Raw genomic sequence first — 13,860 nt, forward strand, 5'->3', positions numbered from 1 at the left:
CTCGCTCGACTTGCATGTATTAGGCACGCCGCCAGCGTTCGTCCTGAGCCAGGATCAAACTCTCCAATAAAGTTTGTTGCTGGTTCAAAGCTGGCAAATCATTTAATGATAGACTCATCAACGCTTTCGCTGTTCAGTTTTCAAGGAGCAATTACTTGTTGTGAATCCGTTGAGTGTTCATCGTTTTTCGTGATGGCGTCTCAAGGACAAGAACTAATCTATCATGGCCACTATACAAGAGTCAATAGGTTTTTCAAAAAAGTTTTCAGGTGAAATGTTCTTCCCCCAGTTTTCTGCGTCTCACATACTTGGAAAGCTCATTGGGAGAGGCTATTCTCGCGTACATGCGAAACATGATGGAGTACCTCTCTTCCATAGCACGCTTCACCAAATAATCGATTCGTTTGTCGCTAAAGTCGAGCAGCATTTCTTCCAGCTCCCGCTTCAGCAAATACTCTAGTTCTTGCACTTCTTTGGCATTAAACAAAAACCCTAACAACGATATCGCCTCCGCCTTACGAGTCTCTCCTCTATCCTTTCCATCACAATTCAACCCTATTCAAATTAAAAAGCCTCCCGTTTAGGAAGGCTTCAATTTCTTGGCAAATCAGAATTATTTCAGCAAGTTTAATTGCTGCAGCTGCTCCCCGAGTGTTGCCTTGAGGATCAGTGGCGTAATCGAGCTCTCGACGACCGCTGCGATAAAGAGCGCGACAATTACAGTCAACACGGCAACTGGAAATTGCTTGAGGGTGTCATACCAATCATTTTTCACCCGTTCCCCATTATGCGGCGCAAACAGCAAACCGACAGAGCGCAAGCTGAGCAAACCGAGTCTGATCCCGATACCAGCAGCAAACAGCACAGCCGGCAGTTCAAATATCCCGTGCGGCAAAATTCCCGCGCTAAAAATCACCCATGGATCAACTCCGGCAGCACTGTACTTCGCGATGATGAATCCGAGCAGCACGCCATTCGCCAGCATCCCAATTATGGGAAAGAATGCAAAAAACAACCCGAGAGCCATCATCATCAAGGAGCTGAGCACATTGTTGGAAAAAATCATCCAAAACGTAGCCAGCACTCCCCCGCCGCTCTCTTTGATTCGCTCCGCTATTTCTTTCAATTGTCCCATCAAGCTCTGCACCACGGTTTCCACCGCAGGAGCCTGGAAGTAGCCAATTAAACCGCCCCCGAGAAAAATAAGACAAGCGGCCAAGAAAAACCGTTTGTTATCAAACCACAGATGCTGCAGTTTTTTCTTCATGAGCCACGCTCCTTTACTGCCTCTTACTTTCACTATATGCATTGTACCTCAACTATAGCCACGAGGCCAAAGAATATCCTTGTCTCCCCTGCATAAACTGTTATCGGACAAAGGAGGTGCCTAACGATGAAATTTATTTACGTCGTGAGCGCTCAGCGCTTGAAGCAAATTCTCATTATCGCTGCGGCCATTTTGCTAACCGCGGGCATCGGCTATGCCGAGCGCGATACGATTGCGGCTTTTTCCAGCAATGGCAATAAGCAAGGCCCCCAAGCCATCTACAAGGTGGATACCAAAGACAAAAAAATTGCCCTCACCTTTGACATCAGCTGGGGCGAAACACGCGCACTCCCCATCCTCGACGTGTTAAAAGAAAAAAATGTGAACAAAGCAACGCTGTTTCTCTCCTCCCCCTGGAGTCAGCGCCACCCGGAAATCGTCAAGAGAATCAAGGAGGACGGGCTGGAAATTGGCTCGCACGGTCATAAACACGACAACTACAGCAAATATACAGACGAGGAAATTCGCACGCAAATTACCAAAGCCGATTCCATCCTGACCGAGATGACGGGGAAAAAGCCGACGCTTTTGCGCATGCCAAACGGTGATTTTGATAAACGGGTTCTGGAAATCGCCAACCGTTTGGGTTACACGGTCGTTCAATGGGATACAGACTCCAAAGACTGGATCGAGCCGAAAAAGGATGTCATTGTTCAAAACGTCCTGTCAAAAGCACACCCGGGCGATATCGTCCTGCTGCACGCCAGTGACTCGGCCAAGGAAACACACCTTGCCCTCCCTATCATCATTGACCAGCTGCGCAAGCAAGGATACGAATTTGTCACGGTGTCCGAACTGATCGCCGGCACCAATATCCAGAGTAAAGAAATCAACTGATTGCCAGACTACTCCCTACAAAAAGCAAAAAAGCTGACTCATGTCCGATGAGGTCAGCTTTCTCTTTTTACCAGGCGGTGTAGATGCATCACTTGCCATACGTTGCAAAAAAGCAACGGAACCAGCATGGACAAGGTCGCATGCACGTTGTCTTCCTTCAAGGCCGGAATCCATTCCAGTGACGTCACCACAAACATGAAAAACATCGTGGGAATCCATGCCGTTCTGTTCGTCAGCTTCACTTTTCCGTAAGCGGTAGCCAAAGCAACGATCAAGAGCAGGATCGGCTCAATAAAGTATGTCCCGATTCCTTTTCCTTCGCCAAGCGACGTGTAACGGAGGTAAATCATATCAAAAAAGACAAAGAGGATCAAAAACACTTGAACGCTCTTCCACATGGACGGCGTTTTGAAAATCGTTTTGGCAAAATAATTAATCGTCATATAGGCGAAAAAACCCATTTGGGCCACAATGCTAATGGTCATCCCGTACAAAAGATACATCAGCGTGCCGACAAAAAAGTTGCCCGCGCTGCCTTCCAACAGCTTGTCCAAGTCAAAAATAAAGGCGACCAGGACTCCGCCCAATCCACCCAAGAGCAACGTGGTGACAAAGAGCCAGCCATACTTTCGCAAACTCACCAAACATTCCCTCCATTCCACATCGAATATGATTGTACCAATGGATACAAGAAAATACTAGCGTAAGAACAAAACAAAATGCGCACGTTACTCTTAGGCAGAGTAAAGAAGGAGGTGTCCACCCCATGAGAAAGAAGGCATTGTCTTTTTGGCTATCCGCATTTGTCTGTCTGGTCCTTTCCAGTTGCTCAAGCGGCGGACAAGCGCAAAGTTCGTCTCAGCCTGATTATAAGAGTGTCAAAGACATGGTGCTGGACATATTGCAGACTGACGAAGCCAAACAATCTGTTGGCAAAATGATGAAAGATGAGAAGTTCAAGCAAAACCTGATGATTGACGAGTCCACTGTTCGGACCACATTGATACAAAGCATGACCAATCCGAACAGCCCCCACATCAAGGAGGCCTTCAAAGATCCGAAATTCGCCAGCACCTTGGCCAAATCGATGAAGGATGAGCAAAAAACTTTGATGAAGGACTTGATGAAAGACCCCGAGTACCAAAAGCAGCTTATCAGCGTAATGAAAGACCCTGAGTTCGAAAAAAACCTCATGGACTTGATGAAAAGCGCAGCTTACCGCCAACAAACGATGCAGGTCATGAAGGAGTCTTTGCAAAGCCCGCTGTTTCAAGCCGAGTTGATGAAGCTAATGACCAAAGTCTCCGAAGACATGACCAAGCCGAAAGAACTGAAACCGAAGAAAAAAGGCAAAAGCGGCGGGGATAGCGGTGGAGATTCTGGCGACTCCTCTTCCTAACAAAAAAAGGTGAGCTCCCGAAGGGCGGGCCCACCTTTTTCCTGTCTTTTGTGCTTACTGCTGTTCACATTTTGCCATAACGCGTTTCGCCATATCCATATACAGCTGCCCGATTGCGCTGTCCTCGCGATAAACAGATGGAGAGTAATCTGGTTCGGACGGATGATTCTCAGGTTGTCCCAGCGGAATTTGCGCCAAAAGCTCGGTAGTCAGTGTCTCAGCCAGCTTCGCTCCGCCACCGCGTCCAAATACGTATTCTTTGGAACCATCTTTCGCCTCGTACCACGCCATGTTCTCCACGATGCCAAGAATCTCGTGTCCCGTCCGCTTTGCCATCGCACCGGCACGCGCCGCTACAAAGGCTGCCGTAGCGTGTGGGGTCGTCACAACGATCTCCATGCTCTGCGGAATCATCGTGTGCACATCCAAAGCCATGTCACCCGTTCCTGGCGGCAAGTCCAGCAGCAAGTAGTCCAACTCTTCGCCCCAGTGAACTTCCGTAAAGAAGTTGCGCAGCATTTTGCCAAGCATCGGCCCACGCCAAATGATCGGCGAGTTGTCCTCTACGAAGAAGCCCATGGACATGACCTTCACGTTTTGCTTTTCTACCGGAAGGATTGTTTCTCCGATAACGGTTGGGCGCTGGTCGATGTTCATCATGTCAGGCACGCTGAAGCCGTAGATGTCAGCGTCGATAATCCCGACTTTGTTCCCCAGGCGGGCAAGCGCGACTGCCAGGTTGACCGTCACTGTCGATTTTCCAACTCCGCCTTTACCGGAAGTAATCGCGATGAAGGTCGTGTTCGAATCCTTGGCCAAAATCGGATTGAGCAGAGGTGCTTGTCCCGGCGTCATGTTGTGGGTTTGACCTCCCTGAGTATTGCGGAGCTGGGCGCTGAGAGCCGCACGCTCCTCGTCCGTCATCGAGCCAAACTGGACACGTACTTCCTCCGCTCCAAGCGCTTTAACGGCCCCTATGACGTCGTCTTCGATCTTGGCCTTGAGAGGACAGCCGGAGATCGTCAATACGACTGTCAGGCTAACTGTAGCGCCTTCAACACGTATGTCTCTGATCATGTTCAACTCGACCAGGCTGCGATTGATCTCAGGGTCTTTTACATCGCGCAGCGCTTCCAAAATTTGTTCTCTGGTCAACATGCTTGTTCACCTCATCTATAGTCTTGGCAATTGATTTCATACCGTTCTTACAAGGTAGTTTGCGCGTTCATTATAGCACATTCAGACGAGCGGCACACAGTCGCCGCCCGCTCAAGGTGCAATTGGCGCTTTTTCTCCGGAATACTGCCGCAAAATCCCCTGGTAAATCGCATTCGCCATAGCTTTTTGGTACTCCGTGCTCTGCAGCCGTTTTGCCTCTTCTGTATTGCTGACAAACCCAACCTCGACCAATACAGCGGGGCAGTTCACCTCGCGAATCAAAAACACGTTGTTCGTCTTGCTTGGAACACGATCGGTATTGCCCAGCACCCGTTTGATCTCATCCTGAATCAGGTACGATACCTCTCCGCTTTTTTTGAAAGTCGGCGAGTAAAAAGTTTGCGCACCCGACCACTTGGGCGAAGGAATCGAATTTACATGGATGCTGACCAGAAAATCGGGAGAGCTGTCGTTCACCAGTTTCACCCGGTTGCGGATATCTTCCGACTTTCTTTTTTTGGCCCGATCAGCTTCCGGTGAAGCGAGATCCTTGTCTTCCTCCCTTGTCATGATGACAAATGCACCTGACTGCTGGAGAAAATCGCGCAAGTACATACTGATTGCCAGCGTCACCTCTTTTTCCACCACATCGCCTGAACTGGACGTAGCCCCGCCATCTTTGCCCCCGTGTCCCGGGTCGATGGCAATAACGGTTCCGGTCAACGGCAATGACCATGCCGTCCACGACGAACGGTCCGGCGATTCGTAGGTGAACAACACCACCAGTAAAGCGAAAGCCAGTATCCAGCCTACCCCTTTTCGTGTCACGGCGTATCGTCCCCTTTGTCCCATTCTCTCGTTTCATCATATGGACAAACATGGACAAATATTCCGTAGGTCAGCAGCCTGGAACCAAAAGGCTGATCAGGCGCTGGGACAAAATGCAAAAAAGCTCCCGAACCAAAAAGGTTCGAGAGCCTTGCCAAACAAAAATTAACGTTTGGAGAATTGAGGTGCGCGACGAGCAGCTTTCAAGCCGTATTTTTTACGTTCTTTCATGCGTGGGTCGCGAGTCAGGAAGCCAGCGCGTTTCAGAGCGCCGCGCAGTTCTGGATCTGCTTTCAGCAGAGCGCGAGCAACGCCGTGACGGATTGCACCAGCTTGGCCAGTTGTTCCGCCGCCGTTTACGTTAACCAGTACATCGTAACGACCAAGAGTCTCAGTCAGAACGAGTGGTTGTTTTACGATCAATTTCAGTGTTTCCAAACCAAAGTAAGTATCCATTTCACGTTTGTTGATCACGATGCGACCTTCACCTGGAACCAGGCGAACACGTGCTACGGAGTGCTTACGACGACCTGTACCGTAGTATTGTACTTGTGCCACGTATATTTCCTCCCTTTACCTTAACCGCGAATTTGCCAAACTTCTGGTTTTTGTGCTGCATGTGGATGCTCAGTACCAGCGTAAACTTTCAGCTTAGTGAACATTTGACGTCCCAAGCTGTTTTTAGGCAGCATACCTTTTACCGCCAGTTCGAACATACGAGCTGGTTTTTTGTTCAGCATGTCGCCAGCAGTAGTCTTTTTCAAACCACCTGGATACAGGGAGTGAGTGTAGTAAATTTTGTCTTGCAGCTTGTTACCTGTCAGTTTCACTTTGTCAGCGTTGATTACGATTACGAAATCGCCAGCGTCAACGTGAGGAGTGAATTCAGGTTTCAATTTGCCGCGCAGGATAGAAGCTACTTCGCTTGCCAGACGGCCCAGCGTTTGGCCTTCTGCGTCAACGATGTACCATTTGCGCTCAACTTCGAGCGGTTTCGCCATATATGTGGTACGCATTTTTGTCCCTCCTAAATATCTTACCTTTACATGTCCATCTACTTATAACCAAAACAACCGAAACTTGCAATGGAAGATAATTGCTGTTACGGGTGAGCAACTCTTCCAGGTGTTCCATTAATCACGATCTTGTCTTTCAATCCCGGGGCTAGAGTGGGGCTAGGCGGGGTTAAAATACCAAGGAATATCGTACTACATCGCAGTCTCGTAGTCAAGTGCCTCCACTTGGTCTAATAGTTGGAAATCTGTCTGTTAATAGACGACTTCCCACATCGTCAAACCTTTGGCTGGCGCTGTCTTCCCTGCCATTTCCCGATCGCGTGCCGCAAGAATCTTTTTGAGTTCATCGGGATGGCGTTTGCCCTGCCCGACTTCCACCAAGGTGCCCACAATAATGCGCACCATGTTGTACAAAAAGCCATTGCCCCGGCACGTTACCCATACTTCGCCGCCGCTGCGCTCTACTGTCAGGCTGTAAATCGTGCGGACCTTGTCCTCGACAAACGTTTTGGCTGAGCAAAATGACGTAAAGTCATGTTCTCCTACCAAATGACAGGCAGCTTGCTGCATGGCCGCAACGTCCAGCGGAAAACGAATATGGTCGGCATAGCGATGACGAAACACGTCCGGCGCAGGGTTGTTGTCGATGCAATACCGATACTCCTTCACCTGCACGTCAAAACGGGCGTGAAAGGACTCTGCCACCTCTTCCACAGAGCGGATCACGATGGCATCAGGCAACTGGTTATTCAGCACGAATCGCCATTTATCCAAAGGAATATGGCTGCCCGTATCAAAATGAATCACCTGGCCGCGTGCATGCACGCCTGCGTCCGTTCGTCCTGAGCCGTGAATCTGGATCGATTCCCCCGTAATTCTCGTCAACGCCGCTTCAATCTCCCCTTGCACCGTCACCTGGTCTGGCTGCACCTGAAAGCCGCTGAAGTCTGTTCCGTCGTATCCTAAAACACAGCGCAGCCGTCTCATGCTCGCCACCATCCAATCGTAATCGCCAGCAAAACGCCTGCAACGGCCATTCCTGCATCTCGCCAGGAAAAGGCAAGCTTGTGCAGTCGGGTCCGTCCGACACCTCCGCGATATCCTCTGGCTTCCATAGCGAGAGCAAGATCCTCTGCCCGGCGAAACGCGCTGACGAACAGCGGAATCGCGATCGGTATCAGATTCTGCGCGCGTTTTATCAGGCTGCCACTCGTAAAGTTGGCTCCTCTGGCAGTCTGCGCCTTGATGATTTTGTCCGTCTCTTCCATCAACGTAGGTATGAAACGGATCGCAATCGACATCATCAGGGCAATATCGTGCACAGGGACGCCAATCCGGGCAAATGGGCCAAGCAGACGTTCAAGCCCCTCCGTCAAATCGATGGGCGAGGTGGTCAGCGTCAGCAAAGAGCTGATGATCACCAGCAACCCAAGACGGAAGGAAATGAAGATTGCTTGCTGCACCCCGCGTTCCTCCACAGTAAACCAGCCCCACTGGAAGTAGACGGTACCGCCTTTGGTCATGAAAATGTGCAGGACGATGGTGAACACGATCAGTATCCAGACAGGCTTCAAGCTTTTCAGAATATAGCCAAGCGAGAGCCTGGACAGCAGTCCGGCATACAGCGTAAAAGCGATCAATACTGCGTACGTTAACGCATTGTTAGCCAAAAAGACTAACGTGGCAAAAAGAATAATAAAGAGCAGTTTGCTTCGCGGATCAGCGCGATGTAAAAAGGAATGCCCAGGTACGTATTGACCAATGGCTATATTTTGCAGCATGCCTAGCCCTCCTTTGGTACGGAAAGACGTTCCAGCAGATGGGCAATCAACTCTTCTTCCCGATAGACGGAGTTCGGCAGACCTTCCTTGTCCGGCAGCATCTGATTCAGCCTCGACACAAACGCAACCGTCTCAGGCACATCCATAGCCAGCTCGCGGAGTCGTTCTGCCTGCATGAAGACTTCATCCGGCTTGCCCTGCAAAGCCACTTTTCCCTGCGCCAGCACGAGCATATAGTCGGCATACCTCGCCGCCTCTTCCATGCTGTGAGTGACCAGGAGCGTCGTCAGCTTCTGCTCCTGATGAATGCGGTAGATCGCTTCGAGGATCAAATTGCGCCCTTCTGGGTCCAAACCGGCTGTCGGCTCGTCCAAAACGAGAACTTTCGGCTGCATGGCCAGAACACCCGCCAGCGCTACACGCCGCATTTGCCCTCCGCTCATGTGAAACGGGGAGCGATCCTTGACTTTTTCGTAATCCAGACCAACGATCTCAAGAGCTTCCCGCACCCTGGCATCCACCATCGCTTCCGGCAATTCAAAGTTTGAAGGCCCAAAGGCAACATCCTTCGCTACCGTTTCCTCAAACAATTGATGTTCCGGGTACTGGAAAACAAGACCGATATCCCGCCTTTGCTCATGCGGCAATCGCTGCTTCGCGGTGATTACCGTATCACCCAAGGTTATTTTCCCGGCGCTTGGCAAAAGCAAGCCGTTCAAATGCTGGATCAATGTCGACTTGCCGGAGCCTGTTTGCCCGATAATCCCTACAAAAGACCCCGATGGAATCATAAACGAGATGTCGTGCAAGGCTATACGCTCAAACGGTGTTCCTTTTCCGTAAACATGGCTTACCTGGTCAAAAGTAATCTGCATACGTGCTCCACCAGCTCCTCTTGGTGCAGTACAAACGGGAGATCAATTCCTTTGGAAGCCAGCACATGCCGAATCCGGACAGCGAATGGAACATCCAGTCCGACTTTCTTCAAACGCTCGACCTGATTAAACACCTCTTCAGGCGTTCCTTCCATCAGAACTTCTCCGGCATTCATCACGACGACCCGGTCTGAGTAGATCGCTTCATCCGGGAAATGCGTAATATTGATGATGGTAATCCCTTCGTCACGATTCAAGGTCTTCACCAGTTGCAGCACTTCCTGTCTGCCCTGGGGGTCCAGCATAGCTGTCGCTTCATCCAAAATGATGACCGATGGCCGCATTGCCATGATTCCGGCAATCGCCACGCGCTGCTTTTGTCCCCCTGACAAGCGGTGCGGCTGTGCCAGCAAGTACGCCTCCATCCCTACCGAAGCCAATGCCTCATCAATACGCTGCCGCATCTGCTCGGGATCAACCCCCATGTTTTCAAGCCCGAAGGCGACATCATCCTCCACGGTAGCCCCGACAATCTGATTGTCAGGGTTTTGGAAGACCATGCCTACATGACGGCGTATCTCCCAGACCATCTCTCCCTTGGCAGTATCCATGCCAGCGACAAGCACCCTCCCGCCTTCAGGAAGCAATAAGGCGTTCATCAGCTTCGCCATCGTAGACTTGCCGGACCCGTTATGGCCCAGTACGGACACAAAGGAACCTTTTTGAATGGTCAGATCGACATCCTTCAATACAAGAACGTGACTGCCATTCTCTCCATCGTAGGAATACGAAACATCTTGCAGTGCCAGCAGGCTCTCTTCATTCATGAGGTGTTTCCTCCCCAGCCTTCAACAGACCAGCAGGATTTCTCCAGACAGAAAGAAAAAAAGGGTTGAATCAGAGTCCAGCCTATGACCAGATCTGCCCCCACCCTTTTCACGGTCAATTACCACCGGTGCCGAGGTTGTGTCTCGCTCCCAATGTCAAACGACCAATTTCTATCCACTATTAAACAAATTCGATGTACGCCATTGGAGCAGCGTCGCCGCGGCGAGGGCCGGCTTTCAGGATACGAGTGTATCCACCGTTGCGCTCTTTGAAGCGTGGCGCGATTTCATCGAACAGTTTTTGTACAGCATCGCGACCTTCTGCGTTCGCAACTTCTTTACGAACGTAAGCAGCCACTTGACGACGAGCATGCAGATCGCCGCGTTTCGCGAGCGTGATCATTTTCTCAGCGATTGGGCGCAGTTCTTTCGCCTTCATCTCTGTAGTTTCGATACGCTCGTTGATGATCAGGTCAGTTACCAAGTCGCGGAACAACGCTTTACGAGCTGAACTACGACGACCCAATTTACGGTATGCCATTGTCTTTACCTCCCTTTTCAAGCTGGCAACACTACGTAGAAACCTCTACTGTCGGGAAGCCAGATCTGTAATCCCCCTAAAGGGACTGACTTGAGAGAACAAAAGCTTGCCTTTTGGAATTGCTACTCTAGTCGTCGCTACGCAGGGAAAGTCCCAGCTCAGCCAGCTTTTCCTGCACTTCTTCCAGAGATTTGCGACCCAAGTTGCGCACTTTCATCATGTCCTCTTCGGTCTTCTGCGTCAGCTCTTGCACGGTGTTGATACCGGCACGCTTCAAGCAGTTGTAGGAACGAACAGAAAGGTCCAGCTCTTCGATAGTCATCTCCAAAACTTTTTCCTTTTTGTCTTCCTCTTTTTCAACCATGATTTCAGCATCTTTCGCCTCATCGGTCAGACCGACAAACAGGTTCAAGTGCTCCGTCATGATTTTGGCGCCGAGACTTACGGCTTCTTCCGGACTGATACTGCCGTTTGTCCAAACCTCAAGTGTCAACTTATCATAGTTGGTCATTTGCCCTACGCGGGTATTTTCCACTTGATAGTTAACGCGCTTGATCGGCGTGTAGATCGAATCAATCGGAATCACACCAATAGGCAGATCCTCGGATTTGTTTCCATCTGATTGAACATAACCACGACCACGTCCAGCTGTCATGCGGATATGCAGACGACCGCCATTGGCCAACGTTGCAATATGAAGATCAGGGTTTAAGACCTCCACATCACTGTCAGCACGGATATCTCCCGCTTTGACAACGCCTTCGCCTTCTGCATCGATCTCGATTACTTTTTCTTCATCGGAATGGATCTTCAGCGCCAAGCCTTTGATGTTCAGGATGATCTCGGTTACATCTTCAACGACGCCTTCCACTGTCGAGAACTCGTGAAGAACCCCATCGATTTGAACAGTACGAACTGCCGCGCCTGGCAAGGACGAAAGAAGAATTCGTCTCAGCGAGTTGCCAAGGGTAGTTCCGTATCCGCGCTCCAGAGGTTCTACAACAAATTTCCCATACGAGTTGTCGTCGCTTACTTCCACAACCTCGATTTTTGGTTTTTCTATTTCTATCATTAAACAAACCCTCCTTCAAAACGTCGAAATCCTTGGGTGGGCCGCATACGTGCCCACTCAGGAATTTCCCCGGCGGTTTACCGTTTGCGTGCATGACAAGCTATAAATCAGAATTTACCATTCTAGTATGGACATGTTCTGAACAATATAAACCAGTTACACGCGGCGACGTTTTGGTGGACGGCAACCGTTGTGCGGAATTGGCGTCACGTCTTTAATCATGTTCACTTCAAGACCAGTTGCTTGCAGGGAACGGATCGCTGCTTCACGACCAGCACCTGGGCCTTTTACCGATACTTCAAGGGAACGCATGCCATGTTCCATAGCAACACGTGCAGCCGCTTCAGCAGCCATTTGTGCAGCAAATGGAGTGCTTTTACGGGAGCCTTTGAAGCCGAGGGAACCAGCGCTGGACCAAGAGATCGCGTTACCGTGTGGATCTGTAATGGTTACGATCGTGTTGTTGAAAGTAGAGCGGATATGTGCTACGCCGACTTCAACATTTTTACGATCACGACGACGGGTACGAGTTGCTGTAGCCTGTTTTCTTTTCGCCATGTCAGTTTACCCTCCTTTACTTCTTCTTGTTTGCTACCGTACGACGTGGACCTTTACGTGTACGAGCATTTGTTTTAGAGCGTTGACCACGAACTGGCAGTCCACGACGGTGACGGATTCCACGGAAGCATCCGATTTCCATCAAACGTTTGATGTTCAGGGAAATCTCACGACGGAGATCGCCTTCCACCTTAACGGTTTTGTCGATGTACTCACGCAGTTTGCTAACTTCATCTTCTGTCAGATCGCGAACACGAGTGTTCACGTCTACGCCAGTGGCAGACAGAATTTTTTTAGACGTGGGGCGGCCAATACCAAAAATGTAGGTAAGAGCAACTTCAACGCGTTTTTCGCGCGGCAAGTCTACGCCTGCAATACGTGCCATGTGTCAGAAGCACCTCCTTGTTTACCCTTGTTTTTGCTTATGCTTAGGATTTTCACAAATAACCATTACGTTACCTTTACGACGGATAACCTTGCATTTCTCGCAGATCGGTTTAACCGAAGGTCTCACTTTCATGGTTCTTGCCTCCCTTTTCTAGGGGTTTTGCTTACTATTTATAGCGGTACGTAATACGTCCGCGGGTCAAGTCGTACGGCGACAGTTCAACAGTTACTTTATCCCCCGGCAGGATACGGATAAAGTGCATGCGGATTTTTCCGGACACGTGAGCAAGGACTTTGTGTCCATTCTCCAATTCTACTCGAAACATAGCATTCGGCAAAGGCTCAATTACTGTGCCTTCTACCTCAATTACATCATCTTTTGCCATGGTAAACTCTCCTTTCTTCTGCTCTTCAGTCGGACCATGAGTTTTGCGAAATGATCACACAACGAACTTATCGTCGACACGTTGGACGACAATCCCGAATCACTCGGAACTCCCGCTTTATGTTCGTGTAAAAATCTCATAGCCATCTTCCGTAATCGCGATGGTGTGTTCAAAATGAGCACATGTTTTCCGATCCAATGTTACTACCGTCCAATTGTCCTCCAATGTGCGGACATAACGTTCGCCGGCATTTACCATTGGCTCAATTGCCAACACCATGCCTGGTTTTAACCTCGGCCCCCGATCAGGAGGACCGTAGTTAGGAACCTGCGGATCTTCGTGCAAGTTTTGCCCAATCCCATGCCCCACATACTCGCGGACGAGTGTGAAGCCGGCAGCTTCTGCATGAACTTGAATCGCATGTGAGATATCAGACAATCGTCCACCAGGAACAGCTTTTTCAAGCCCCTTGAAGAGCGATTCTTCCGTTACCCGCAACAGCTTTTCATTCTCTGCTGAAATCTTGCCGACCGGATACGTCCAAGCGGAGTCTCCATGGTACCCTTGGAACTGAGCACCGATGTCGATACTGATGATGTCTCCCTCTTGCAACGCCCGTTTCCCTGGGATCCCGTGTACGAGTTCTTCATTGACTGAAGCACAGATACTACCTGGAAAGCCACCGTAGCCTTTAAATGATGGAACTGCTCCCATGCTGCGAATAAATGTCTCGGCAATTTCGTCTAGCTGCTTTGTCGTGACACCAGGCTTAATTGCCTTGGCCAGTTCTTGATGGGTGAGTGCGACGATACGACCAGCTTCGCGCATAACCTCAAGTTCTGCTTTCGACTTCAGGATAATCATTCGG

The 13,860-nt window shown here is 49.9% G+C and carries 20 protein-coding genes and 1 rRNA gene; 2 read left to right on the forward strand and 19 right to left on the reverse strand.

The genetic code is table 11. From position 1 onward, the window contains the following. The 3 genes from EDM60_RS27355 to EDM60_RS27365 all read right to left on the reverse strand — a co-directional run. Nucleotides 1-70: ribosomal RNA gene (locus EDM60_RS27355) — 16S ribosomal RNA — on the reverse strand; the annotation flags it as partial. A 195-nt stretch (nucleotides 71-265) separates the two neighbouring features. Next, nucleotides 266-499, reverse strand: a complete 234-nt coding sequence (locus tag EDM60_RS27360; protein ID WP_007787097.1) for a hypothetical protein — start codon at nucleotides 497-499, stop codon at nucleotides 266-268. A 114-nt stretch (nucleotides 500-613) separates the two neighbouring features. Then, nucleotides 614-1,267 carry a stage II sporulation protein M gene (locus tag EDM60_RS27365; RefSeq protein ID WP_122966790.1) on the reverse strand — a complete coding sequence of 218 codons (654 nt, stop codon included), beginning with the start codon at nucleotides 1,265-1,267 and terminating at the stop codon, nucleotides 614-616. 126 nt (nucleotides 1,268-1,393) lie between these two features. Between EDM60_RS27365 and pdaB the strand changes: the two genes are divergently transcribed. Then, nucleotides 1,394-2,164 carry a polysaccharide deacetylase family sporulation protein PdaB gene (gene pdaB, locus EDM60_RS27370; RefSeq protein WP_122966791.1) on the forward strand — a complete coding sequence of 257 codons (771 nt, stop codon included), beginning with the start codon at nucleotides 1,394-1,396 and terminating at the stop codon, nucleotides 2,162-2,164. A gap of 53 nt (nucleotides 2,165-2,217) precedes the next feature. On the opposite strand, the gene EDM60_RS27375 is transcribed toward pdaB, so the two are convergent. Further along, entirely contained in the window at nucleotides 2,218-2,805 is a 588-nt protein-coding gene (locus EDM60_RS27375; RefSeq protein WP_122966792.1) for a KinB-signaling pathway activation protein, read from the reverse strand. A 125-nt stretch (nucleotides 2,806-2,930) separates the two neighbouring features. On the opposite strand from EDM60_RS27375, the gene gerD reads away from it, so the two are divergent. Then, nucleotides 2,931-3,563, forward strand: a complete 633-nt coding sequence (gene gerD, locus EDM60_RS27380; protein WP_122966793.1) for a spore germination lipoprotein GerD — start codon at nucleotides 2,931-2,933, stop codon at nucleotides 3,561-3,563. A gap of 54 nt (nucleotides 3,564-3,617) precedes the next feature. Here gerD and EDM60_RS27385 read toward each other — a convergent pair whose 3' ends face one another. From EDM60_RS27385 to map, 15 genes are all read right to left on the reverse strand, one after another. Beyond that, nucleotides 3,618-4,721: a P-loop NTPase gene (locus tag EDM60_RS27385; protein ID WP_122966794.1), complete on the reverse strand. Its 1,104-nt coding sequence runs from the start codon at nucleotides 4,719-4,721 to the stop codon at nucleotides 3,618-3,620. Between the two features lie 111 nt (nucleotides 4,722-4,832). Further along, on the reverse strand, nucleotides 4,833-5,549 hold the full coding sequence (gene cwlD, locus EDM60_RS27390; RefSeq protein ID WP_267901874.1) for an N-acetylmuramoyl-L-alanine amidase CwlD: 717 nt from the start codon (nucleotides 5,547-5,549) through the stop codon (nucleotides 4,833-4,835). A 165-nt stretch (nucleotides 5,550-5,714) separates the two neighbouring features. After that, on the reverse strand, nucleotides 5,715-6,107 hold the full coding sequence (gene rpsI / locus EDM60_RS27395; protein ID WP_005828788.1) for a 30S ribosomal protein S9: 393 nt from the start codon (nucleotides 6,105-6,107) through the stop codon (nucleotides 5,715-5,717). Between the two features lie 20 nt (nucleotides 6,108-6,127). Next, entirely contained in the window at nucleotides 6,128-6,565 is a 438-nt protein-coding gene (gene rplM / locus EDM60_RS27400) for a 50S ribosomal protein L13 (protein WP_005828789.1), read from the reverse strand. 252 nt (nucleotides 6,566-6,817) lie between these two features. Further along, nucleotides 6,818-7,552 carry a tRNA pseudouridine(38-40) synthase TruA gene (gene truA / locus EDM60_RS27405; protein ID WP_122966795.1) on the reverse strand — a complete coding sequence of 245 codons (735 nt, stop codon included), beginning with the start codon at nucleotides 7,550-7,552 and terminating at the stop codon, nucleotides 6,818-6,820. Then, nucleotides 7,549-8,346: an energy-coupling factor transporter transmembrane component T family protein gene (locus EDM60_RS27410; RefSeq protein WP_122966796.1), complete on the reverse strand. Its 798-nt coding sequence runs from the start codon at nucleotides 8,344-8,346 to the stop codon at nucleotides 7,549-7,551. Before EDM60_RS27410 ends, truA begins: the two co-directional genes overlap by 4 nt. Before the next feature lie 2 nt (nucleotides 8,347-8,348). Continuing rightward, on the reverse strand, nucleotides 8,349-9,221 hold the full coding sequence (locus EDM60_RS27415; protein WP_122966797.1) for an energy-coupling factor transporter ATPase: 873 nt from the start codon (nucleotides 9,219-9,221) through the stop codon (nucleotides 8,349-8,351). Further along, nucleotides 9,197-10,048, reverse strand: a complete 852-nt coding sequence (locus EDM60_RS27420; protein WP_122966798.1) for an energy-coupling factor transporter ATPase — start codon at nucleotides 10,046-10,048, stop codon at nucleotides 9,197-9,199. Before EDM60_RS27420 ends, EDM60_RS27415 begins: the two co-directional genes overlap by 25 nt. A gap of 181 nt (nucleotides 10,049-10,229) precedes the next feature. Next, nucleotides 10,230-10,589: a 50S ribosomal protein L17 gene (gene rplQ / locus EDM60_RS27425; protein ID WP_063231097.1), complete on the reverse strand. Its 360-nt coding sequence runs from the start codon at nucleotides 10,587-10,589 to the stop codon at nucleotides 10,230-10,232. Between the two features lie 127 nt (nucleotides 10,590-10,716). Then, nucleotides 10,717-11,661 (reverse strand): DNA-directed RNA polymerase subunit alpha, encoded by a 945-nt coding sequence (locus EDM60_RS27430; RefSeq protein WP_005828801.1) that lies wholly within the window; start codon nucleotides 11,659-11,661, stop codon nucleotides 10,717-10,719. A 156-nt stretch (nucleotides 11,662-11,817) separates the two neighbouring features. Next, complete coding sequence (gene rpsK, locus EDM60_RS27435) at nucleotides 11,818-12,219, reverse strand: 30S ribosomal protein S11 (RefSeq protein WP_005828803.1); 402 nt, start codon at nucleotides 12,217-12,219, stop codon at nucleotides 11,818-11,820. Between the two features lie 16 nt (nucleotides 12,220-12,235). Further along, entirely contained in the window at nucleotides 12,236-12,604 is a 369-nt protein-coding gene (gene rpsM / locus EDM60_RS27440; protein WP_063231098.1) for a 30S ribosomal protein S13, read from the reverse strand. Nucleotides 12,605-12,625: 21 nt separating this feature from the next. Next, nucleotides 12,626-12,739, reverse strand: a complete 114-nt coding sequence (rpmJ, locus tag EDM60_RS27445; RefSeq protein ID WP_003333770.1) for a 50S ribosomal protein L36 — start codon at nucleotides 12,737-12,739, stop codon at nucleotides 12,626-12,628. 34 nt (nucleotides 12,740-12,773) lie between these two features. After that, nucleotides 12,774-12,992 (reverse strand): translation initiation factor IF-1, encoded by a 219-nt coding sequence (gene infA / locus EDM60_RS27450; RefSeq protein WP_003333772.1) that lies wholly within the window; start codon nucleotides 12,990-12,992, stop codon nucleotides 12,774-12,776. A 117-nt stretch (nucleotides 12,993-13,109) separates the two neighbouring features. Then, complete coding sequence (gene map / locus EDM60_RS27455) at nucleotides 13,110-13,856, reverse strand: type I methionyl aminopeptidase (RefSeq protein ID WP_005828809.1); 747 nt, start codon at nucleotides 13,854-13,856, stop codon at nucleotides 13,110-13,112. Nucleotides 13,857-13,860: the final 4 nt, after the last annotated feature.

Source organism: Brevibacillus parabrevis, from assembly GCF_003710905.1.
GTDB lineage: Bacteria > Bacillota > Bacilli > Brevibacillales > Brevibacillaceae > Brevibacillus > Brevibacillus parabrevis.

Coding starts and splice junctions, on each gene's coding strand:
- rplM (WP_005828789.1), bottom strand. CDS start 6,565: ATGCGTACCACATATATGGCGAAACCGCTCGAAGTTGAGCGCAAATGG.
- map (WP_005828809.1), bottom strand. CDS start 13,856: ATGATTATCCTGAAGTCGAAAGCAGAACTTGAGGTTATGCGCGAAGCT.
- rpmJ (WP_003333770.1), bottom strand. CDS start 12,739: ATGAAAGTGAGACCTTCGGTTAAACCGATCTGCGAGAAATGCAAGGTT.
- EDM60_RS27415 (WP_122966797.1), bottom strand. CDS start 9,221: ATGCAGATTACTTTTGACCAGGTAAGCCATGTTTACGGAAAAGGAACA.
- EDM60_RS27410 (WP_122966796.1), bottom strand. CDS start 8,346: ATGCTGCAAAATATAGCCATTGGTCAATACGTACCTGGGCATTCCTTT.
- gerD (WP_122966793.1), top strand. CDS start 2,931: ATGAGAAAGAAGGCATTGTCTTTTTGGCTATCCGCATTTGTCTGTCTG.
- EDM60_RS27365 (WP_122966790.1), bottom strand. CDS start 1,267: ATGAAGAAAAAACTGCAGCATCTGTGGTTTGATAACAAACGGTTTTTC.
- pdaB (WP_122966791.1), top strand. CDS start 1,394: ATGAAATTTATTTACGTCGTGAGCGCTCAGCGCTTGAAGCAAATTCTC.
- infA (WP_003333772.1), bottom strand. CDS start 12,992: ATGGCAAAAGATGATGTAATTGAGGTAGAAGGCACAGTAATTGAGCCT.
- EDM60_RS27430 (WP_005828801.1), bottom strand. CDS start 11,661: ATGATAGAAATAGAAAAACCAAAAATCGAGGTTGTGGAAGTAAGCGAC.
- rpsM (WP_063231098.1), bottom strand. CDS start 12,604: ATGGCACGTATTGCAGGCGTAGACTTGCCGCGCGAAAAACGCGTTGAA.
- truA (WP_122966795.1), bottom strand. CDS start 7,552: ATGAGACGGCTGCGCTGTGTTTTAGGATACGACGGAACAGACTTCAGC.
- EDM60_RS27385 (WP_122966794.1), bottom strand. CDS start 4,721: ATGTTGACCAGAGAACAAATTTTGGAAGCGCTGCGCGATGTAAAAGAC.
- rplQ (WP_063231097.1), bottom strand. CDS start 10,589: ATGGCATACCGTAAATTGGGTCGTCGTAGTTCAGCTCGTAAAGCGTTG.
- rpsK (WP_005828803.1), bottom strand. CDS start 12,219: ATGGCGAAAAGAAAACAGGCTACAGCAACTCGTACCCGTCGTCGTGAT.
- EDM60_RS27420 (WP_122966798.1), bottom strand. CDS start 10,048: ATGAATGAAGAGAGCCTGCTGGCACTGCAAGATGTTTCGTATTCCTAC.